The organism is Photobacterium sp. HL06 (assembly GCF_059552575.1).
On record NZ_CM183915.1, the window covers coordinates 356,253 to 377,980 of the forward strand.

A 21,728-nucleotide genomic window follows, 5' to 3' on the forward strand; every position below is an offset into this window, starting at 1 on the left:
GATATATCTAATGAAGAGAATGAGATTAACACATGGCAAACTATGGTTACTTATCACAGTTTGCTTAATTGCTCTTGGCTTTAGCCAACCTGGTTATGCCCATGTGAGGTGGTTTATCCCCGATGGTACAAACCCTGACGTTAGCCTTCCCCTTGATACCATCACACTGGCCATTACAATAACAACACTCGGCTTGTTTGTTTTTGCCTCTCTATTCACCCGTGTCCCAGCTCTGCCACACCCATTGAAGGTGGGTTTAACTCGCCCTGTCGTAACGTCCCATCCATGGCTATGGTACTTCCTGGTGCTTATTATTAATTGCTATCTGGCAGTCAACCTATTGCAGGGTGAATTCCTTGCCCCGAACCTCTATCTTTCTCCTCAATTTGCTTTATATGGCGTGATCATCCAAGCTGCAGCTATCATAATTATGGCTGTCTCAGTCAGTCTTACGGGTGTCGCGATTGTGTTCACCTCTCTCGCGCTGCTATTTTTCTTTCCTTTTTTCATCGCCCTGGATTACCTCTTTGAATTTTTGTTCGTCGGCCTCTCACTAGTATTTATTGGCCCTAGCCTTAACAGAAATGACGACCAACTGTGTAAATCATGGGGGCAGAGCAAAGAACAATGGCGCAGCATCGCTGTTCATCTCATTAGAATAGGACTAGGGCTGCAATTATTGGAGTTGGGAATTCACAATAAGTTAATGCTTCCAGGCATGGCTTTGGCGTTCATCAACCAGAACGAGTATTACAATTTCTTCCCGCTACTGAATCTACCCCAGATCAGCAATCTTCATTTCGTGTTGTTTGTCGGGATCAGTGAAATAATGATCGGATTACTTTTGATAGCCAATCTTGCCAACCGAATAATTTATGCCCTTTTGCTGGCTATATTCACGACAACTTTTTTGCTTTCTGGCTTGGAAGAACTTGTCGGGCATATGCCGATCTTCATGATCATCATCATCTTGTTTTTAGAGTCAGGACAATCAAAAGCGCCAAGAGGAACCTCACAAGCCATAATACAGCGGTGATTGTTTAGGAGCTAGAAGCACAGCCAGACTTTTCGAGCCAAAAGGGCTGGCTGTATTTTCTCTGGCGGCGAGTAATGAACCAGCTAATGCAATCGATATCTTTAGCGCCCCCAAGCTAATAGCCTTCCCTTCACAGTTTCATTCTATTGAGCAGTAATCAGCAAGTAGACGGCAGGTTTTGGCTAGTTATCAATCCCCTGCTCAATCAATATAAATATCAACCACAACATACCGAACTGTACACCGCAGTATGTTGCTATTTGCACCTTGAAAAAGGGAATGAAGATGCTTACAGGATATTGGTCAATAGATGCATTTATAGTCGCTAACGTAATTCTATGTGTGGTGGTAGCGCTGATATACGGCTATTACCAGATCACCGGAGGTGGAATGCTTTGTGACCAGCCTGACGACAATAATCAAAGGAGTAAGTCATGAACACCAAAACCTTGGGCTATTCCACCATGATAGTCTCGGCAGCCTTAATGGGATGCGTTGGATTATTTGCCCGAAACATTAATACCAGTGGCGATGTTATCGCATTCACCCGTATGACCGTCGGTGCCATCTGTATTTTTGGCCTGATGTTCTACCAAGGAAAAGCCTCACTCGTTAAAGCGACCAAACTATCACCAACCGTTATTGCTAGTGGTGCCTGTTTAGGTCTATGTCTAGCAGCGTATGTCTCCTCGACGCAATACACCACCTTGGCTAATGCCGTGTTCCTGATTTACACAGGCCCGGTCTTCTCCACCATTTTGGCCGCTATCTTTCTTAAAGAAAAAATATCTAAACTCACGGCAGCCTTGTTAACTGCAGTGTTTATTGGATGTTTGTTTATTATCGGGATCATTAATTACAATGCCACCGATGGGTTAACCGTCTCGCTATCATTTTCGAAAGAGAATTTCATCGGCGATATGTTAGGGCTCGCATCAGGTGTCGGTTATGGTTTATATCTGTTCTTCAGCCGCTACCGCACCGATGTCAGCTCGGATTCACGCTCTTTCTTCAACTTCCTGTTTGGCGCCGCTGCCATTGGAGTGTGCTTTGTTGTGAAACCACCATCATTAGCCGATATGAACACCAGTTCTTGGATTTGGCTAATTTCGATGGGTTTCTTTATCGGCTTTGGAGCATTAACATTGCTGACCATTGCGGCAAAACACCTAAAGGCAGCAGAGTTGGCTTGTGTGTCTTACCTTGAAACCGTGGTTGGCGCAGGCATTGGTATCGCCATGTTCGGAGAGTCACTCACCGTGCTCCAAACCCTTGGGGGCATCTTGGTCATTGGTGGGGGTATGGGTGAGATTGTCATCAGTATGACAAAAAAGCGCACCGCCATCAAAAATGCACAACTAGAACATTAAGCGGAGGCTACTAATATGATCACCTCATTGAACTGGGCGCTCCTCTTGGTGACGGTGATCATCATGGTTGGACTCGCACTGTATAGCAATAAAATCATGAAAACCCGCAATGGCGAAGGCGGCTTCCTGCTAGCCGCCAACTGCCTGGGCCCTTTCATTGGTGCAGCCACGATAGTGGCAACTGGGTTCTCAGGGTGGGGCTTTATGGGCTCTCCTGGCGTTGCCTATAAATATGGCGCGATTGAATTACTCGGCAATTTCTTCTTCGCGCCAGCCATGGTCTTTGCCGTCCTCTTTTGTGCCCGCTTTTTACATCAAAAAGCACAAGATATGGGCAGCTTGACCATTCCCGAATATATCGCACGCAGTCACCAGGGACCGACCCCGGTCAAACGATTCACCCAAGCCTTTGCCGCCATTATAACGATTATCTTGTTGTTAGTTTTCTTAGTTGGGCAAATCAAAGCGCTAGGGCTGCTTGCCGGGCAATGGTTGGGAATAGATAGGGAGTCTGCCGCGTTGTTAATGGTCGGCATTATCATTATCTATACCTCCATAGGTGGCCTAGCAGCGGTGGCATTCACCGACGCCTTTATGGTCGTGGGGATGTGTGTGTCGGCATTGATCATTGTGGTCACCATTTTTGCCGATATATCGCCAAGCGAGCTTATTTCGGGCTTAAACGACATTGATCCTGAATTACTCACCCCGACCGATTCCGGCCCTTATGGCTCAACAGTCTGGCACGTCCTCATGGTACTGCCTTATGCCTTCATTTATAGTGCAACCCTACCCTATATGTCAGTTCGGTTTATGGCTCTGGCGAAAACCACCAAGCTTCACCACGTTGCCGCTTACATGACACCCATTGCCTGTTTGCTCAGTTTAGTGCCGTTGGCAGGCTTATATACCCGCTTGAAAGTACCCGGATTGGCAACACCTGATGAAGCTATGCCCACCTTCCTGACACTCTTCCTCTCGCCGTCGGTTTCTGCGGTTGTCACACTGTTCATTCTGTTTGCCATGAAATCGACGGCCAACTCAGTGTTGCATGCTATCGCTGGCTCGGTATCACACGATTTACGTCAGGCGATTTGGCCTGACTGCAAATTATCAGAGAAATCATTATTAATATTGAACCGCAGTGCCGTCTGGGTGCTAGGCATCGCTGGTTTTGTCATTATGATGTTTGCACCACCGTTCATGCTTTCTATGTTAGCTATTTTAGGCTCAGGGACATTAATGGCGGCACTGGTTGCCCCAACGTTGCTGGCACATTTTATTCCGGCCAATATATATGCAGCACTGGCGTCGATGATTATCGGCTTCGGTTCTGGTTGTCTTTTATTCTTGCAATTCAACTTAGGCTGGGTAGAAGCACCGATGTACTCATCACTGTTTGCCTGCAGTACCTATTGGTTAGTCGCTAAATATTTCAGCCACCAGCACTCGGCTATTTCCGTCTCCTCTCATTAATAACCCAAAAGAGAATAGCAATAGAGCTATTCTCTTTTATTCTCTATCACTCAACTTATGACAATTTATATATTGCTACATCATAACCTCAGACAATTGCTTTTGTATTTGTCCTTCTACCGCACGACTACTTGCTATATCTTCACGCATATCAATATGACTTGAACGATATTCTCGAGGTGTGACACGTAATAGACCTTTAAACTTCGAATTGAAATTTGATAATGATGAAAATCCCACTTCAGAGCCTATATGTGCAATAGTCCAGTCTGTCGACACTAAATACCTTGCGGCTTGTCTGACTCGTTGTTCAATCACATATTGGCGAAAGGTCACGCCTAGGTTTGCATGAAAAAAGCGAGAAAAAGTACTGTCTGCCATATGCAGTTGTTCTGCCACTACCGCAACAGATAATGGCTCAGCAAGATTATCAGCTATATATGCCTGAGCGATCTGTACTCGGCTTTCAGTACGCTTAATATTGCTGACCTCAAAGCTGTTATCTGCAAGGTAACGTGCCGGGGCAAGTTTTGATAGAGTTTCAAGCAAGCCAAGTAAGTTAAGGACCTGCGAGAACTCAAAGGTATTCTCCATGCTATCTAAGATATGATTAATCCCTACGATCCCCTCACCTTCAAACAATACACCGCTTCGTGACTGTTCTAGCATGGTTTTGATGGTATAAAACTGGACACTATCAACAAACGTTTGCCCCAACGCATTCAAACGAAAATGCAGCACATCACAATCCGTCGGGCCTCTGCCCTGGTTTTGATCGAGCGATAGTCGGAATGGATTGAAAGGTGCCAGTAATACCAGTTGCCCTGTCCTCAACCGATAGTAAGTATTAGCTAAGTGTAATGTACACCCAGCGGTTTTAGGGCGTATCAATATATAATCGGCCCCAAAAATCATATGCTCGGTCTCTTCTACTTTTTGTAAGTCGAACATCAGAAACTTTGGGGTATTGGCAATAACACGTTGACACATGAACGTACCTCCCTTCTCATACATTTCCATATTCACCCGAGGTTAAAATGAACACCAATTAATCAGCTTAAAAATGTGATGCCACACGATTATAAATAACACTAATGCCTTGCCTGTTCGGCATATAAGCCAAATTAAACTATCACCTCAAGTTATGAATAATTTGTGCAATTTTATGCAAGTAAAACTCATTATTCCCCCCCCCCTTAACAATCGCATTAACACTGTTTTTACTTAATAAATAACACTAGGCAGAAAACAGTCAGTCTTAGGCATTAAATGACTATTATCAATCCGATTTTAGCGCGATATTAATGTCATTGAAGAGCAAAACAATATCGCTCATCAGATTAAAAAAGTAGAACAGTTATTAATAATTTCACTACTCGCTATTTCCGCTGAGTCAATCGCCTAAATAATAAGTGAACACATTAATAATATATAGAAACGTTATTCCACTATGTATATTCATTCTATTGGAGATTTGAAATGAGTATTTCTAATGATCTATATCCAAATGCCTCTTTACCACTAGAAAGAAAAGACTCTGGCGTACCTTATGTAAGACAAGGCCTACATGTTGAATCTTACAATGATTTCGATCCACTTCGTCACGTTATTGTTGGCATTGCCGATAACCAGCACATTCCAGAAGCTTGCCCGGCAAGTAATGAAAAAATACCAGCCGATTCTCCAATGCGAGGTAGCAAAGCAGGTCGTCGTACCCAGGAATCTATCGACCGCGCTAACGAATGCCTCAATGGTTTTGCGAAAATATTAGAAGATCGCAATATCATTGTTGACCGCCCAGGGGCCGTCGATTGGCATGAGCGTATTACCACACCTGATTTCACCATTAGTTCTGGATTTGGTGTCATGCCACCACGAGATTGCTTGCTGACCATGGGTAAAAGTATCCTCATGGCACCAATGAGCTTCCGTAGCCGTTACTTTGAGTATTTAGCCTATGTTGACTTGCTTCGCGAATACTTCGAATCCGATCCAAACTGTCTGATTGAACAGGCACCACGTCCACGCCTTTCTGATGACAGCTTCCGCATGGATTATGTGGCAGCCTATGAACACTTGTCTGACGAAGAGACCCTGGCGCGTTCGCTACGCAAAGAATACAGTACCAAAGAAACCGATATTCTATTCGATGCCGCTGATGTTATGCGTTTAGGTAAAGATATCTTTGTTCAGCATGGGCTTACCACAAACCTTGCTGGTATCCACTGGATCAAGCGTAAGTATGAGCCTCAAGGATATCGTATTCACACCTTGAGCTTTGAAGATAACCATCCGATTCATATTGATGCGACCTTCTGTCCGCTTCGCCCTGGCTTGATGTTACTAAATCCGCACCGTCCGCTATTCAAAGGCCAGCGTGAAATCTTCGAGAAAAATGACTGGGAAATCGTCGAAGCGGTCAGCCCTGCATGGGATAACCCACCACCACTTTGCTACTCAAGCACTTGGCTATCGATGAACACCTTGATCCTTGATCATAATACGGTTTGTGTCGAGGCATCTGAGACCGGACAAATGGAACAATTTGATAAGCTCGGCTTTGAGGTTATTCCAGTAGACCTACGTGATGCTTATGCCTTCGGAGGCGGCCTCCACTGCGCAACCGCCGATGTATGGCGTGAGGGCACGTGCGAAGATTACTTCGCTAACCAATTCTCTGGCGCTCATAGTATCGAGCACTGGGAATACTAGTCGTCATTTACTAGCTAATTCAATGGCTTCTTCGGAAGCCATTTTTATTGGATAACGAACTTGAGAAACGAAAATGCCCCACCATTTTGTGGACACTTGGGGGGAGATGAATAATAAAGGGTCAGTAGTACTTGCAAACGACACACATATCCAACTGCTATCCAATACCCACGAAATGCAACTTAAGTCATAAATAACTAATAATTAACTACTTTTTACAATTGCCACACAACTAAAAGTGGTGTGTAAGTGTTATCAGAATGAGGGTGAATAAAACAAAACACGTGTAAGCAAAAACTTTGATCTGCCACCGTGTATTCTTCTGGACTGGAACAGTCAAAGGTAACCCCAAACACGCCCGGTTCAAAGCATGTTTTCATGCAATTTGCACAACTATGCGATGTGTCACAAAGTGGATTTTATCGTCTTAACTCTTCCTGATTCGTTTGGTAAAGATAAGTGGATTTTGACGCAGGGTTTCTTTAGGAGGTAATTGTGTCTATCAATTCTATCGACCACACAGAGATTGCAGATGTTGCTTCGAAGTGGGATTACAAAGATGAAACCGCTTCAAACGTTGCACAGTGCAAACGCCAGCAGGCAGAGGCAAGACGCCGTATCGAGATGCTTCGCGACATTCGCGACAGCGGCCTTACCATCGCGGAAGCAAAAGAACTGGGGCTAATTCACTAACTAAAAATGAACTTAAAGAATGACTGTTGAAGCGCCAACATATCCGGCGCTTTAACGTGATAGAGAGAATCTATCGTACCAATCTATTATTCCGGCTTTTATAATCTTGGGGTAGTCGTTACATTATTGCTAAACACTTCCAATGGAACGCAATGATGACCACTATGACTACCCGTTGCCCGCACTGCAAGGCACTGAACCGTATCCCAACCGATCGCGTTAACGACATTGCCTCATGTGGTGCATGCAAAGATACACTACTAGACGGAAAGCCTGTTGAAGGCACGACAGACAACTTCCTGTCGCTGATCCAAGGCGATAAAGCGGTTGTCGTAGATTTTTGGGCCCCCTGGTGTAACCCTTGTGTGGGCTTTGCTCCCATTTTTGAAGATGTTGCCGCCGAGCGTAATGGCGATATCCGCTTCGTAAAAATTGATACCGAAGCACAGCAAGCACTAGCCGCGCAGTATCGTATTCGCAGTATCCCAACCATCATGGTATTCAAGAACGGTCAGATGATCGACTCTATCAATGGTGCACTGCCAAAAGGTCAGTTTGATCAGTGGTTGAATCAGGCGCTTGTAAAGGCTTAATTATCCTTCCTGCTCCTATAGCGCTGTAGAAGCATCACCGCGTGGATGCTTCTCAGCTTGAACCCTTTCTCATTGACAATACCAGCCCCTGACCATCCTCACCTCTATCAAGGACAGGCATACTTAAGAAAAAATCAATTCTATTAATTTCACTGCATCGTATTACCCATCCCAATATGCCTCTCTGCCCCTTTTCAAACAAAGCCCATACGCTATGGTTATTATTCGACCAGTAAGGGATAACTCATGACCACCGCGAGAAAACAACAGATTTGCCTGGAATCAACACCGTACTACCATTGCGTTTCACGTTGCGTGCGGCGCACCTTTCTCTGTGGTTTCGATGAAACAACACAAACATCCTATGAACACCGACGAGACTGGATTGAAGTGAAACTCAAACAGCTAAGCAACATCTACTGTATTGATATTTGTGCCTATGCAGTGATGAGTAACCACTACCACCTCGTCGTGCATGTCGACAAAGAAAAATCACAAGGATTAAAGGAACGAGAAGTCATTGATCGCTGGTGTACACTTCATAACAAACCAGTGCTGATTCAGCGACTGTTAGCTGGCGATACCAATAGCGAAGCCGAACTCTGTGCTTGCAAGAGCATTATCGAAAATTGGCGCTCTCGGCTCGCCAACCTCAGCTGGTTTATGCGAGAGCTCAATTTAGAAATCGCCACCCGGGCCAATAAGGAAGATAAATGCACAGGGCATTTCTGGGAAAGCCGTTTTAAGTGCCAGGCATTATTGGATGAGCAAGCGCTGATGGCTGCAATGGCCTATGTTGATTTGAACCCTATCCGCTCTGGCGTATCCGAGACACCAGAGGAGTCAGAGTATACCTCGATAAAGGCCCGGCTGCAGGCCTTGCGAGATGAGAAGCTCACAGCCCCTTCACTTCATCCTTTCATTGGCAACCCTAGCAACGCCATTATCAAGGGGATACCAATACGATTGGTAGATTACATAGAGCTTGTTGACTGGACTGGCCGACAGCTTCGTGAAGGAAGAACAGGTTATATTGAATCCAGCACACCGCCTATTCTTCAACGTATTAATATCGAGCAACAAGACTGGTTAAAAGCCTGCACACAGTTTGAACGTCAACGCGCGGTTCTTATTGGCTCATCACGCGCCATCCTAGCAGCAAAGGAGAGTTTCAACCGCTCTAGAGGACAAGGTTACCGACTCACCACATAAATCGCTACAACAAATCATAGACTTCAATCCTATTTCTGGAGCCCAAAGGACTTCCTCCAATTACCAACAACCAGAAACACGAGATAACCCCCTCCTCACTTCATATGCTGATAAAAGCAAGAGCATAGCTTTGTCTTCTAAATGATTAATAAAGATTACCTTAGTTCGATTCTATTAGTTGTGCCTGTCCCAATTGATTAATTCAGTTGTGCCTGTCCTAATTGATTGGTCACATTAACAAAACCAATCACCACCATCTCATTAAAACAATTCCAACATTTATATTTATTTATAAACATTGGCTTCGATTTAATGATGAGAATCTTTTATGAGTAGAGATTATTACCCACAAAATGACTTCAGATTAATTTGGATAGAGATCTCAAACAGTAAGCAACTATTAATTGTATCTTTTCAAAACACTTTGCAGCTCGCTCATAAATATGAACTTTAATGCGGCATACCCCAATAGAATAAATTGATATCAGGATAAGTGTAACTTGGAAACAATTCACACAACCCTGTAATTAACAATTTCAACCATTATTTGGCCACTTCATTTCAACCATAACACAAAACCAATCTATATGATTGATTTTAAGGCACATTTTTAACAATGCATTATTATTGACAATCTTAATTATCACTCCTGATTATGCTTAGCCTTATATGCTTATTAAGCGATTATTTTAATCGCACAAAAATAAAAACATCCTTGAATTATTATTTTATTCAATCTAATGTTCGAGCTTAATATATGTTGCATATCTTAGTATGTAGCCACTATCAATTGATGGCTGCATGCTTTTTATTTTTATCATATATAGACTTCATAACTTTGCTCGGTTAGAGCGTACTTGGAAGTCACTGTAAATCAAAAGCTGATACGTCATAAATGTTAAGGAGTACGAATGTATAGGCCAATTTTGATGAGTATGCCGCTCATTGCTATGTTGACAGCGTGTGGGGGATCAGATTCAGATGATATCCCAGACTCAAAGCAAGGTCAGCAAAATACAATAACGTTTAGCGGAACGGTATATGACGGCCCAATGGCGGATACCACTGTTTCTATTTATGCGGGTAAAACTCTTCTCGCATCCGGAGTGACCAACCAAGATGGTCAATATTCTGTAACTGCTTCAATTTCTGTTGCTGATTTTGAAAACATCAAAACACAGCAAATCACGTATCACGCCCAGCGCAATGATATTATTCTCTACCAATTTGCGGGTTCGAGCCTGGCTGAAGCGTTAGAAAAGAAGAATAATCAAACACTGATTACAAACTTTTCAACGGTTGAATATATAATCGCCGATATAGATAAAAATAACTTTGTTACAGACACTGAGTGGAAAGCATACCAACAGCTGGATCGTAGCAAAATTGAGCCAAAAGTTATTCGGTTTGGTGTTGGCTTAAAGTCTATTATTGACTATTCAGCAACGTTGGCAGGTTTTGAAAATAGTACGGTTTGGCTACGTGCACTGGATGACGATACCGCTTGGCAAGAATGGTATCGCTTAAATATTGTGTCTTATGCTGACGCATGGGACGCCTTGTTTGCTGACAAATGGTTTTTAGATCAAGAAGCAAACCGTTTTGACGATATTACTGAGTGGGAACCAAAATACGATAACATTGTGATCCCTGGTCCAGCAGAGCCCGTGGAACCAGTTGTTGATAATGTCATTATTGCTGGGATCCCGCAAAGAGTGAGCGTCGGTGATTTATTGAGCCCATCAACTTTTGCACTGTGGTCAGATGCAAGTTCAACCGATGTTAGTGATAAGGCCAAGATTACCGTTAATCCTGCTGGCGCATTGGTAGAACGTGGAGATAAGTGGGAAGTTAAAACAACTGGAACCATTTCACTTACCACTAAATATCTAGATGCTTCAGCCACCATCACTTTTGTTGCTGAAGCGGCAGAAACTGCGTTAGAAAATATCGTACTAACAGGCATTGGCCAACGAGTAACGGTGGGCGATAAATTACAGCCATTAGTGTCCGCCCTATGGTCTGATGACAGTACAACAGACGTTACTTCGCTTGCAAGTTGGGCTGTTTATCCTGAAGGTGCGGTAAAATTTAACGAAGGACAATTGCAGGTAGTACAACCCGTTAATATTACGCTAATGGCAGAATACCAAGGGGCAACAGCGACAGTGAGCTTTAATGCTGACAAAGCCGTATTGACCTCAATGCGTTTAGGGTTTGATAGACGTCAGCAGTATCTTGGGGACGAATGGCAGGTCGTTGCACAAGGCGTGCATCAGAATGGCTATGTCGTTGACTTTAGCGGTGAAGCCACGTGGACTTCGAGCAACACAGATATCCTAGAGTCATTAGGCAACGGCCAATTCCTTGCCAAAGGCGTGGGATCAGCAACAGTGACCGCCACTTTGGGCGATCTCAGCGCTACGCAAGAATTTGACGTAGATGCGAAAATGGTTAACGTAAGCCTTAACTTACCTAATGGCACTATTTCGCGAGCCGAAACCCTGCAATTGTCGCTCAACGGTGAGTTTAATGATGGCAGCGTCAAAGTTATCACTGATGACGTTATCTGGACTAGCAGCAATCCAGAGTTCCTGACTATCGATGAAAATGGTGTTGCAACTGGCATCAAAGAAGGCCCGTCAGTGGTTACTGCCACCTACCAAAGCTTTACACTTGAAAAAACGGTGACAGTGATCCAACCGAAGATCATTGCTTCAACGCCAAGTTTTATTGATGGTGTGATGACCCTACGTGAAGGCGACAGCCTCGAGTATGGATTTACATTTACCCGCTCGAATGGTGTTGAGCATCTGTTTAACGCAACAGACAATGGGTTAGATTTCGAATCCTACGGATTCAGAAGAGACACAGACGTATCCGGTATTGATATCGCTGACCTCGATAAAGACAAAGATCGCATTCGTGCCGTACGGGCGGGCGAAACTAAATTGTCTATTGAAGATGTACCAGTAGAACTACAACAGATTTTTGTCGAGATTGGTGCAATCACTTCTGCAAATGATTACCCAAGTAAGGTAACTCTAAACGTCAACGTTCTTGATAACGCTAACGTGTACCAATGGAATGCCTTAGAAGGTAATGCTCCAATTGGTGATACCGTTACCCTTGTGCAGGGAATTGTGAGCAATAACAAGCTGTATCGCTTCTGGCAGGTTAGCGGTGGGGACCAAGCAGGAATCCATGTCACTCAACTAACCGCACAGGGTGAATCGGCAGCAATACCGGTACTCGCCGGACATACTCTGGTATCAAATCAAATCATCAGTGATAGCTTTGGTTATGTGCTGTTGGTAACCACCAACGCCAATAATGACGAAGTAAATTATCGCTATAACTTAAGTGATGGTAGCCTTGAACCAGTGACTATGACGGGCTTCCCAAATAGCAAGTTTAACTTCACCTACGACAGCTTTGCCTTTACTCCTGGTGGCGACTTAGTCGTTGGTCATCTTGATAAGGGTGTTACACCGTATATTTATTCTTTCGATACTAAAAGCTGGGAGCATAAGACCCCAATGCCAGGTGTTCGAATTCAGACACCGTCGAACAAAACCCAAATTGCAGTACTCGACACTGATGGTATGAACTGGAGCCCTTACAAACCGCCAGTACTGAGTTTATTTGATCTTGATACTCAAACAGTCACTACTCAAGAGTTTATTGTTCCAGGTGATGCAGAATATTTCTGTCGAAGTACTGAAACATTAGGTCTCGCCGTCACGGATGCCATGCAAAACTCCGGAGCTGGCTGCTTAGTTTCTAAAATAGGTAGTTATGATGGCGTTGGTTATTGGCTATGGGACTCTATTGCCGCATTGCCTAAGCTACATCTGTTCACTGATGGTGTAGTTAAATCCACAACCAAAGTTTTTGCAGTTGCTTCTCGTAAACTTGATGGTCACACGATATTTAGCGCGGCTCGAGTTGTCGATGGCAACAAAAACGATCTACTCGAGTTAGCCGAAATAGTTGATGTTGAAATCGACGGTAACACTGAGCAAAAAGTTAAGCATCAACGTTTTGCTAAACAAGGCAAAACATTGGAAGGCTACTATAGCAAAGAAGCTCGTATACACGATGGTACGCAATTTACTGTCGACAATGTCTATGTGCCTAATGAGCTAATTGCTGTGTTTAACCAAGGTGTTGCTGTACGTGATGAAAATGGACACTGGTCAAGCGATAAGTTTATGTACCAACTGCCCGTTCCGGTCGATACAGACTGGAAACTCTATGACCTTGGCAATACCATCGTGCTTAGCGAAGAAGGTAGTGCAAACACGAAATACTGGCTACTTCAGATGCGCAAACCTAATGTTGTGGATCAACCTGTAGATCCCGTACCACCCGTAGACCCTGAGCAACCAGCAGAGCCTGCTCCTGCACAGTAATGATTGTTGAATCACAAATATAATTAAGGGCTACATTGGTAGCCCTTTTCTGTTTAGTTTTGCTCAAGACAGACATATTCATTGAAGCCTATGTTGATAAAACAACGCTAATTCAGTACTGACTCGCACAAACTACGCCTCCCCCTTTCTATTCACTCAGGCACTTACCAAAATAATGATTTTCCAATCAACATGGAGGTAAATTATGGCCTTACTGGCATCCTTACTATTATCCAGCAGCATGGCGACGACCGCTTTCGCGATGCCTGTGGCAAGCCTTAATTGCCCAGCCAGCTGGCAAGCCAACCAACAATACCAAGCTGACGAGCAAGTGAATTTCAATGGTAAAATCTATACTGCTCGCTGGGCTTCATCAAATGAATCCCCTGAACCCTATCAAGGTGACTGGCAGGCATGGGAATACCGCAATGAAGACTGCTTGAATGGCCAGCGCCTAGCAATCAGTGACGCTGCAAAGCAAGAGATGGCTACGGTATTGGCTACCATCGAACAAGCCTCGCTCTACCGTTATCAACATGATTGGCATTCGCTTAAAAACGAAGCCTGGTACCGCGCAGGGGCAGCACAAGCCAGCCAACAGCTCTGGCCTGTGATCCAATGGCTGATAGCCGACAAACTCAATGATGGCCACGGTGGTGTGATTCCACCTTCTGATGCTGATTTTCAGCAGCAATTACCGACAGGCAAGCTTCTGCCTGGCGAGCAGGTCGGCTATATCAAGATCCCTGAGTTTGCGAGTGAAGATCCGCAAGTAATGATGGCTTATGCCGATCAAGGCCACCAGCTTTTCCGGCAGAACGATGGGCCGAATACCTGCGGCTGGATTGTGGATTTACGTGGTAACTGGGGTGGCAACTCTATTCCTATGATGGGTGCACTAAGCCCTCTTTTTAACGATGGTCGCTTAGCTGGGGTAACGGATGCCGACGGCGCTAGTCAGTGGTTAATATTGGACAAGCAAACGTTGAATGTTGATCAGCAGGTATTTCCTGTTGCCCTTAATCCATACAGGCTAGAGAAGCCACAACCACCTGTCGCAGTCTTGACCGGAAGTGATACTGCAAGCGGTGCTGAATTTGTGGTAGTAGCCTTTAATGGCAGGGAGAATACCACGCGATTTGGACAACCGACCTACGGCGCTTCGACGATAGCTAACGCCTTCCCGCTTTCAGGCGGCGCAAGCATGATGCTCTCAGTCGCAGACCTGCTGGATGTCCATGGCCAGACCTATGGCAAGTCCATTGAGCCCCATCATGTCATTACTGTTTCTGATAATGCGATTAACGCCGCAGAAGCATGGCTGACAGCACTACCAGCTTGCCAAACGACACCTTAGCGGCAGTACGCATCACTCGCTTTTAAAAAAATGGATACTACAAAAAGTATCCATTAATTAACTCACATCCTTACGATAACCAACCCTTACAACATCCGTCCCTGAACAGGTATTAATGCGCCTGATAAGTTTGTTTTTGAAGGCTGGGTCAGCTCAATCATGATTTCGGCAAACTGGGCAGGATCAACCCAGTCATTATGGTCAACATCCGGCATAGCTTGGCGGTTTACGTCTGTATCCATAATTGTCGGTAGTACTGCATTGACCTTGATACCATGCTGAACACCTTCTGCTGCGAGGCTTTCAACCAAGCCATTCAGCGCCAGCTTTGATGCCATATAAGGGCCAAATCCATATGAAATGTTACGGATCGTATCTCGCGCCGAGACGAACATAATAGAGCCCGCCCCTTTAGATTTCATCGCAGAGAATAGTTCGCGGCCGAGTGTCCATGCCGTGGTAAAGTTGGCACTAAACAGACGATCAACCTCATCTGCTGGAACCTCTTCCCAGCTATTCCATGAGAAAACCCCAGAGCAATGATAATGCACATCAATCTTACCGCCCAAAATATCTAATGATTCGGCGACAAGCTGCTGGCACTCTTCTCCTATCGTTAAGTCACCTAACAATACAGTCAGCTTACCCTCATATTTACGCTCTAGCTCGGCCGCACGCTGTTCATCCCCTTTTCGGCCATAACCTACAACCTGAGTACCTGATTCAATCAGCTGCCTGATAATTTCTTGAGCGGTAACTGAAAAACATGCCGCTACTGTGGCTGTCTTAATTTCATTCGTTTTCATTATTATTCCTGTTGAATAGGCTGTTATACAGACTCAGTTGATAATATTTATTGCCATATACGCTATCAATACGTCGATAGACAATATTCAATAATAAGGAATCACATATAGAGTCAAATGGCTGAGTTATTTGGGCTATTTAATTACAACCATTGTGCAGTGAATGGAGAAAAACATATAACCATGCCCGAGAACGATAATGTCACCATCGCTGGAATGCCGTCTTTCCAGGTATCAAACCGCAAATGACAAAAGATAGCCCCCAAAGAGGTGCCCAGCAAAGCCAACGCACCAAGCGGCCCGAGGAAACTACTCTGAAACCAGATTGCAACCGCACCAAACAGCTCGGCCACACCCACCAATGCCATGATCTGACGGTTGAGTCCGTAGGAGTGGAAGAATTCTAGCTGCTTTTCAAATATCATTTTCTGCCAGCCAAGTAACTTGATTGAGCTCGCAAATAGAAAGAATGCTGAAAGCAATGCAATTACTACTGTCATTAAGGTATCCATCATTAAAATCTCCCGAGATTCATCATGATCTAAATCGTATTGAGGGGTTGAAAAGAGCTTACGGCTTCACCATTATTAGCTGAAGTGATTACGGTTAATGATAATTATGAATAGAAATCATATTTCTAAAGTCGATCTCAACTTGTTGAAATCATTGAGAGCTCTGCTTGAAGAGAGACATGTCGGGCGAGCAGCAGCAAAAATGAATGTCACCCAGTCGGCCATGAGCCATACCCTAACCCGATTGCGAACAGTCTTTGACGATCCACTTTTTATTCGAAACGCCAAAGGGCTTGAACCCACCAGCTATGCATTAGAATTGTCCGGAAAACTCCGGTTCATACTTGATGAAATCGATACCCTGCTAGCACCGAAAACCCTGGATCTTACTGCGACTAAGTGTCACTTCAGGATACAGACTCATGACTTTCTCATTGCGACTTACCTGGCAAAGGCTTTTAGAGCTATCAATGATAAAGCCCCGAATATCATCTTCGATGTGCAGATTTTAGATAACAGCAGCGATCAAAAATTGGATCATGGCGAGTTAGATATGATCATCGGCGCAGGCCTGCAAGCCAACCCTCGATTTATGCAAAAGCGTCTTGCCGACGAAGAACTCGTTTGCCTGCTCGACAAACACAATCCAGTGTTAACAAGCTGGAATAGCAACGCCATTTTTCGCTACCCACACATCAAGTCCAGTCTATTAGATGATAAAAATGACCCTGTTGCACTCTATGGTAAAAATGAAGGCCTGCCAAAGCGCCAAATTGGCTTATATACCGAAACCCTCAATTCTCAGCTGGCATTACTGCCGAGTTCACAGTTAATTGCTTTCCTACCCAAATCACTCGCCAGGCAAGGACAGCAGTTTTACGGACTAGAAATAAAAGAGTGTCCTTTCCCACTTCCCGTCGTAACGATACGCGGGATTTGGCATGAGAGGCACCAGAACGATCAGGTACACAAATGGATTCGCGATAGGATCAGCGAGGCTTTTGATAGCATGAACGAAGTCACTAGGAAATAAGCGTAACTATTCAAAATTGACGTTCTCACAGAGAAAATCAATAAAGCACCTTACACGTTGGCTTACAGAACGTTCAGAGTAATACACGGCGGAGATAGGAATAGGTTGGTACTGAATATACTTGCTCAGCACTGGTACCAGTTCACCACTTTTAACCTCGTTTGCAACCGAAAACTTAGAAACACAAATAATGCCATTATGATGAAGCGCAAGTTGTTTTAATGTTTCACCGCTATTACTACGCATATAAGGTGTGATAGAGACCCATTCCCCCTGCTTATTGATCAATGGCCAAACGTTAAGCTGATCCGGTTGAGTAAAACCTAAACATTGATGCAAGGACAAATCATCAACGGTTTTAGGTATACCGTATTGGCTTAAGTAGCCCGGTGAAGCATAAAGCACCCTAGAGGTGTTACCAATCTTTCTTGCCTTCAAACTTGAGTTTTCGAGCGGCCCAACACGTATTGCAACATCCACTTTCCGCTCAATAAGGTTAATAATTGATTCATTACTTTCCAACGTCACATTTATCTTGGGATATCGTGAAGTGAACTCGGCAAGAAATGGTGCGATGGTATGCAAGGCAAATGGCGTGGCGGCATCAACCCTCAATTCTCCCTCAGAGGCATTTTTATTATCTTTAAAATGAATGTTAACGTCTTCTAGCGTGTCAGTTATCGTTCGGGCTTTAGCCAATAGCCAGCGCCCTTCTTCCGTCAAACTAATCTTTCTCGTGGTCCGATTGAATAACGTTGTCCTGAGTCCGCTCTCAAGCCGTTTGATACTTCGGCTCACAACGGATGCCGCAATGTTTAGTTGACTGGCTGCTTGATTAAAACTTCCAGTCTCAACGATAGCAATAAAGATCTTCAGCTCATCTAATTTAACCACGCTCGCCTCTTCATTATTGTCATAACAGCAACAGTGAAATAGCTAAGTATACATTTATGTCATCTTTGTGCAGCTCTAAGATGAACCTCAGAAACACTAAGGATTAAGCATCAAACACCGTTGGAGAAATAACCATGACACGCGTGAACATTCAAAAAACACAGCCAAACGCTTATGCTGCAATGTTTGGACTAGAGAAATACCTAAGCGAAACCACACTCCCTCCCCGACTAATCGAACTGATTAAAACGCGCTCCTCGCAAATTAATGGCTGTGCTTTCTGTATCCAAATGCACTCCCAATCTGCACAGGCTCATGGTGAAAGTGCCGAGCGACTTCTGGCCCTATCCGCATGGAAAGAATCCCCGTTATTTTCTGACAATGAAAGAGCGGTATTGGCATTGACTGAAGAAGTGACACTGATATCCCACACTGGTGTGCGCAACGAAACATATTCTCAACTAAGCCATCATTTTGATGAAATAGGCATTGCCCAGCTAATCATGACTATCGCTACCATCAATGCATGGAACCGTATTGCTATCGCAACACACGTTCAATAAAACAAACTTCCCCGAGTTTTTCTGTAACGACAAATAGCTGCCCCAATAAAGTCCGGCTCTAAACAAAGCCGGACTTTGAACATTTTCAAGCACCAGCACCGACTTCACCTCTCAACTATGCGATTGCGAAGTCGCTGTGAATATACCAAGCTATTTCATTAGCAAGCCGTTCAATTTTGCGTAGTCAGCTTAAGCCGACATCACATTCGCGGGCGCACAAGGGCTGTCAAATAAACGGTTATATGCCGTTATCATGCAGGCTAACGCTATACATTCACCGGGAAGACAGATGACGGAATCAATCATTCAAAAGCCCCCCCATATACCAGCGGTCAATATGGATAACTATCAACAATGTTATGCCACGTTTGATTGGTCTCATCCTGCTGGAGCACCGCTCAAGGGGCTGCCAGAGGGTGGTTTAAACATCTGCTACGAAGCCCTTGATTGCCACCTTAAAACCCCGACAGCCGACAAAATTGCCATTCGGTGGATCAGTAAGGATGATCAAACTGTTGACTACAGCTACCGTGAGTTAAGCGAACAAACAAGCCGCTTCGCCAGCGTACTTAAAGGATTGGGATGCTCCCCCGGAGCCCGGATATTCAGCCTGGCAGGACGTCGTCCTGAGCTGTATATCGCTGCGTTGGGGACACTAAAAGCTGGGTGCGTGTTTACCCCGTTATTTTCCGCCTTTGGCCCTGAGCCAATCCGCTCTCGAATGGAAATTGGTGAAGCCAACGTCTTACTGACCACCAGGAGCCTATACAGAAAAAAGATCAAGTCGTGGTGGCGAGATCTCCCTAACCTAAAAGCCATTCTAATTATCGATGGTGATCAAGGTGATGAAGCAGGTTGTTATGATCTGAAGGATCTGATGAGCTCTGCCGATCCCCATTTTCACTGCAGGCCGACTCAAGCAGAGGACATGGCACTATTGCACTTCACCAGCGGAACCACCGGCAAACCCAAAGGTGTCGTCCATGTCCACCAGGCCGTGCAGTATCATAAGCACTCCGCATTTTTCGCCCTTGATCTCCAACCATCCGATATCTATTGGTGTACCGCTGATCCAGGCTGGGTGACCGGTACCTCCTACGGGATCATCGCGCCGCTTTGTCTCGGTGTTACCATGATCATCGATGAAGCCGAATTTGATGTTGAACGCTGGTACCGCCTCTTACAGCAGCAGAAAGTGACCGTTTGGTATACCGCGCCAACAGCGATACGAATGCTAATGAAAGCTGGAGATGACATCCACAAACAGTTCGATTTATCCAACCTGCGCTTTATTGCCAGTGTCGGCGAACCGCTAAATCCCGAAGCCGTTATCTGGGGGCACAAGGTGTTTGCTATTCCTTTCCACGACAACTGGTGGCAAACCGAAACAGGCGGCATCATGATTGCCAATTTTGCCAGTCAGGCCGTCAAACCCGGCTCGATGGGGCAGCCTTTGCCGGGCATCGAAGCTGCTATCGTCAACCACGATGACAGCGGGAAACTTGAAGTCGTTACCACACCAATGGAGACCGGAGAGCTGGCCATCAAGCCCAAATGGCCATCAATGTTTCGCAGCTACCTGAATCAGGATGAGAAATACCAAAGCTGCTTCAAAGGTGGTTGGTACTTAAGCGGTGATCTGGCAATGCGGGACAAAGATGGCTATTTCTGGTTCGTCGGGCGTAAAGACGACTTAATCAAATCATCCGGCCATTTGATTGGTCCGTTCGAAGTCGAGAGCGCGCTTATGGAGCACGAAGCTGTTGCAGAAGTTGGCGTCATTGGAAAACCCGATCCGATCGCCGGGCAAATCGTCAAAGCATTTGTCACCCTAAAGCCGGGTATTACCCCCAATGACGAAGTACTCAAATCCTTGCAGGGCTTTGCCCGCAAGCGGCTCGGTGCTGCCGTCGCTCCCAAGGAAATTGTCTTTCGTAACAACTTGCCCAAAACACGCAGCGGAAAAATTATGCGGCGCTTGCTCAAGGCGCGGGAGCTTGGGCTGCCCGAAGGAGATATATCGACCCTGGAGAGCGATGAACAATGACTAGCCGACTCCACATCAACCGTAATCACCTGTTACATCAGCTAAAACAAATGCTACGGATCCGTCGCTTTGAAGAAAAATGTGCTGAGCTCTATGCTCTGGAAAAAATTCGTGGCTTTTTACACCTGTACATAGGTGAGGAAGCGGTGGCCGTGGGTGCGATGAGCGCCCTGACAGGTGAAGACCAAGTGGTCGCAACCTACCGAGAACATGGGCATGCACTTGCCCGTGGGCTCACTATGGGTAGCATACTGGCCGAAATGTACGGCCGAACGACAGGCTGCAGCCGAGGACGCGGTGGCTCAATGCACCTATTTGATAAAGCGCTGCAGTTTTATGGAGGTAACGCCATTGTCGGTGGCGGATTGCCGCTGGCGGCCGGGTTGGCAATGGCCAATAAAAAATCACATCGCCCAGCCATTACCGCCTGCTTTTTTGGCGAAGGTGCCGTCGCCGAAGGTGAATTTCATGAAAGCCTCAACCTCGCCGCCTTGTGGCAGCTTCCGGTGCTCTTTGTTTGTGAAAACAACCGCTACGCAATGGGTACTGCGCTGACACTCTCTGAGTCAGAAACCAATATTGCCAAGAAAGCCGAAAGCTATGGGATCGCCGCGGCCCAAGTCGATGGCATGAATGTGGTTGATGTCGAAGCTGCGGCGCTCGAAGCCACAGCATACATTCACAAAGAACAAAAACCATACTTCTTAGAATGCCAAACATACCGTTTTCGTGGCCACTCCAGCTTTGACAGCCAACTTTACCGTGACAAAGAAGAGATAACCCGCTGGGAAGAAAAAGGGCCCGTCCGGCAATTAATTCAGTGGCTAAGAAACAACAACCATTTTCAGGACAGCGAGCTGGATGCGATTGAAAAAGAGATCGAACAGGAAATTCTCGCCGCCATCCATTTTGCAGAAGTGGGGGAATGGGAGTCAGTAGAAGATTTATGTCGAGATGTATATAGCGCAAGAAAGTTATAGCGAACCCTGTGGGGAAACAACTAGGGGAA

The 21,728-nt window shown here is 45.2% G+C and carries 17 protein-coding genes; 13 read left to right on the forward strand and 4 right to left on the reverse strand.

Annotation, left to right across the window (positions count from 1 at the left end; translation table 11 throughout):
- Positions 1–10 precede the first annotated feature (10 nt).
- From AC51G0_RS20145 to AC51G0_RS20155, 3 genes are all read left to right on the forward strand, one after another.
- On the forward strand, positions 11–1,036 hold the full coding sequence (locus AC51G0_RS20145; RefSeq protein WP_496303434.1) for a hypothetical protein: 1,026 nt from the start codon (positions 11–13) through the stop codon (positions 1,034–1,036).
- Between the two features lie 434 nt (positions 1,037–1,470).
- Entirely contained in the window at positions 1,471–2,406 is a 936-nt protein-coding gene (locus AC51G0_RS20150; protein WP_496303435.1) for a DMT family transporter, read from the forward strand.
- A gap of 15 nt (positions 2,407–2,421) precedes the next feature.
- A complete protein-coding gene (locus tag AC51G0_RS20155; RefSeq protein WP_496303436.1) occupies positions 2,422–3,882 on the forward strand; it encodes a sodium:solute symporter family protein in 1,461 nt (486 codons plus the stop codon).
- Between the two features lie 75 nt (positions 3,883–3,957).
- Here AC51G0_RS20155 and AC51G0_RS20160 read toward each other — a convergent pair whose 3' ends face one another.
- Positions 3,958–4,902 carry a helix-turn-helix domain-containing protein gene (locus tag AC51G0_RS20160; protein ID WP_496303437.1) on the reverse strand — a complete coding sequence of 315 codons (945 nt, stop codon included), beginning with the start codon at positions 4,900–4,902 and terminating at the stop codon, positions 3,958–3,960.
- 459 nt (positions 4,903–5,361) lie between these two features.
- On the opposite strand from AC51G0_RS20160, the gene AC51G0_RS20165 reads away from it, so the two are divergent.
- The 6 genes from AC51G0_RS20165 (at position 5,362) to AC51G0_RS20190 (ending at position 14,864) form a co-directional block, all read left to right on the forward strand.
- Entirely contained in the window at positions 5,362–6,594 is a 1,233-nt protein-coding gene (locus AC51G0_RS20165) for a serine/threonine protein kinase (RefSeq protein WP_496303438.1), read from the forward strand.
- Between the two features lie 495 nt (positions 6,595–7,089).
- Positions 7,090–7,287, forward strand: coding sequence for a hypothetical protein (locus AC51G0_RS20170; protein WP_265699829.1), 198 nt, complete (start codon positions 7,090–7,092; stop codon positions 7,285–7,287).
- Between the two features lie 155 nt (positions 7,288–7,442).
- A complete protein-coding gene (gene trxC, locus AC51G0_RS20175; protein ID WP_496304160.1) occupies positions 7,443–7,880 on the forward strand; it encodes a thioredoxin TrxC in 438 nt (145 codons plus the stop codon).
- Between the two features lie 246 nt (positions 7,881–8,126).
- Positions 8,127–9,092 carry a transposase gene (locus AC51G0_RS20180; protein ID WP_496303439.1) on the forward strand — a complete coding sequence of 322 codons (966 nt, stop codon included), beginning with the start codon at positions 8,127–8,129 and terminating at the stop codon, positions 9,090–9,092.
- Positions 9,093–10,003: 911 nt separating this feature from the next.
- Positions 10,004–13,507, forward strand: coding sequence for an Ig-like domain-containing protein (locus tag AC51G0_RS20185; RefSeq protein WP_496303440.1), 3,504 nt, complete (start codon positions 10,004–10,006; stop codon positions 13,505–13,507).
- A gap of 205 nt (positions 13,508–13,712) precedes the next feature.
- Positions 13,713–14,864 carry a S41 family peptidase gene (locus AC51G0_RS20190; RefSeq protein ID WP_496303441.1) on the forward strand — a complete coding sequence of 384 codons (1,152 nt, stop codon included), beginning with the start codon at positions 13,713–13,715 and terminating at the stop codon, positions 14,862–14,864.
- A gap of 86 nt (positions 14,865–14,950) precedes the next feature.
- Here the strand turns inward: AC51G0_RS20190 and AC51G0_RS20195 are convergent, their stop codons facing one another.
- Positions 14,951–15,670: an SDR family NAD(P)-dependent oxidoreductase gene (locus tag AC51G0_RS20195; protein WP_496303442.1), complete on the reverse strand. Its 720-nt coding sequence runs from the start codon at positions 15,668–15,670 to the stop codon at positions 14,951–14,953.
- A gap of 143 nt (positions 15,671–15,813) precedes the next feature.
- Positions 15,814–16,170 carry a DoxX family protein gene (locus AC51G0_RS20200; protein WP_496303443.1) on the reverse strand — a complete coding sequence of 119 codons (357 nt, stop codon included), beginning with the start codon at positions 16,168–16,170 and terminating at the stop codon, positions 15,814–15,816.
- Between the two features lie 118 nt (positions 16,171–16,288).
- Between AC51G0_RS20200 and AC51G0_RS20205 the strand changes: the two genes are divergently transcribed.
- Positions 16,289–17,215, forward strand: a complete 927-nt coding sequence (locus AC51G0_RS20205) for a LysR family transcriptional regulator (RefSeq protein WP_496303444.1) — start codon at positions 16,289–16,291, stop codon at positions 17,213–17,215.
- A gap of 6 nt (positions 17,216–17,221) precedes the next feature.
- Here AC51G0_RS20205 and AC51G0_RS20210 read toward each other — a convergent pair whose 3' ends face one another.
- Positions 17,222–18,109 carry a LysR substrate-binding domain-containing protein gene (locus tag AC51G0_RS20210; RefSeq protein WP_496303445.1) on the reverse strand — a complete coding sequence of 296 codons (888 nt, stop codon included), beginning with the start codon at positions 18,107–18,109 and terminating at the stop codon, positions 17,222–17,224.
- 134 nt (positions 18,110–18,243) lie between these two features.
- Here AC51G0_RS20210 and AC51G0_RS20215 point away from each other — a divergent pair, with 134 nt between their 5' ends.
- The 3 genes from AC51G0_RS20215 (at position 18,244) to pdhA (ending at position 21,699) form a co-directional block, all read left to right on the forward strand.
- The gene (locus AC51G0_RS20215) at positions 18,244–18,672 is read left to right on the forward strand and encodes a carboxymuconolactone decarboxylase family protein (RefSeq protein ID WP_496303447.1); all 429 of its coding nucleotides are present in this window, start codon (positions 18,244–18,246) and stop codon (positions 18,670–18,672) included.
- 289 nt (positions 18,673–18,961) lie between these two features.
- Entirely contained in the window at positions 18,962–20,719 is a 1,758-nt protein-coding gene (acsA, locus tag AC51G0_RS20220) for an acetate--CoA ligase (RefSeq protein WP_496303448.1), read from the forward strand.
- Positions 20,716–21,699 carry a pyruvate dehydrogenase (acetyl-transferring) E1 component subunit alpha gene (gene pdhA / locus AC51G0_RS20225; RefSeq protein WP_496303449.1) on the forward strand — a complete coding sequence of 328 codons (984 nt, stop codon included), beginning with the start codon at positions 20,716–20,718 and terminating at the stop codon, positions 21,697–21,699. The genes acsA and pdhA overlap by 4 nt, the downstream gene beginning before the upstream one ends.
- The last annotated feature ends 29 nt before the right edge of the window (positions 21,700–21,728 follow it).

Coding starts and splice junctions, on each gene's coding strand:
- AC51G0_RS20190 (WP_496303441.1), top strand. CDS start 13,713: ATGGCCTTACTGGCATCCTTACTATTATCCAGCAGCATGGCGACGACC.
- AC51G0_RS20155 (WP_496303436.1), top strand. CDS start 2,422: ATGATCACCTCATTGAACTGGGCGCTCCTCTTGGTGACGGTGATCATC.
- AC51G0_RS20160 (WP_496303437.1), bottom strand. CDS start 4,902: ATGGAAATGTATGAGAAGGGAGGTACGTTCATGTGTCAACGTGTTATT.
- AC51G0_RS20215 (WP_496303447.1), top strand. CDS start 18,244: ATGACACGCGTGAACATTCAAAAAACACAGCCAAACGCTTATGCTGCA.
- AC51G0_RS20180 (WP_496303439.1), top strand. CDS start 8,127: ATGACCACCGCGAGAAAACAACAGATTTGCCTGGAATCAACACCGTAC.
- AC51G0_RS20200 (WP_496303443.1), bottom strand. CDS start 16,170: ATGACAGTAGTAATTGCATTGCTTTCAGCATTCTTTCTATTTGCGAGC.
- AC51G0_RS20185 (WP_496303440.1), top strand. CDS start 10,004: ATGTATAGGCCAATTTTGATGAGTATGCCGCTCATTGCTATGTTGACA.
- AC51G0_RS20195 (WP_496303442.1), bottom strand. CDS start 15,670: ATGAAAACGAATGAAATTAAGACAGCCACAGTAGCGGCATGTTTTTCA.
- AC51G0_RS20150 (WP_496303435.1), top strand. CDS start 1,471: ATGAACACCAAAACCTTGGGCTATTCCACCATGATAGTCTCGGCAGCC.
- AC51G0_RS20205 (WP_496303444.1), top strand. CDS start 16,289: ATGAATAGAAATCATATTTCTAAAGTCGATCTCAACTTGTTGAAATCA.
- acsA (WP_496303448.1), top strand. CDS start 18,962: ATGACGGAATCAATCATTCAAAAGCCCCCCCATATACCAGCGGTCAAT.
- trxC (WP_496304160.1), top strand. CDS start 7,443: ATGACCACTATGACTACCCGTTGCCCGCACTGCAAGGCACTGAACCGT.
- pdhA (WP_496303449.1), top strand. CDS start 20,716: ATGACTAGCCGACTCCACATCAACCGTAATCACCTGTTACATCAGCTA.
- AC51G0_RS20145 (WP_496303434.1), top strand. CDS start 11: ATGAAGAGAATGAGATTAACACATGGCAAACTATGGTTACTTATCACA.
- AC51G0_RS20165 (WP_496303438.1), top strand. CDS start 5,362: ATGAGTATTTCTAATGATCTATATCCAAATGCCTCTTTACCACTAGAA.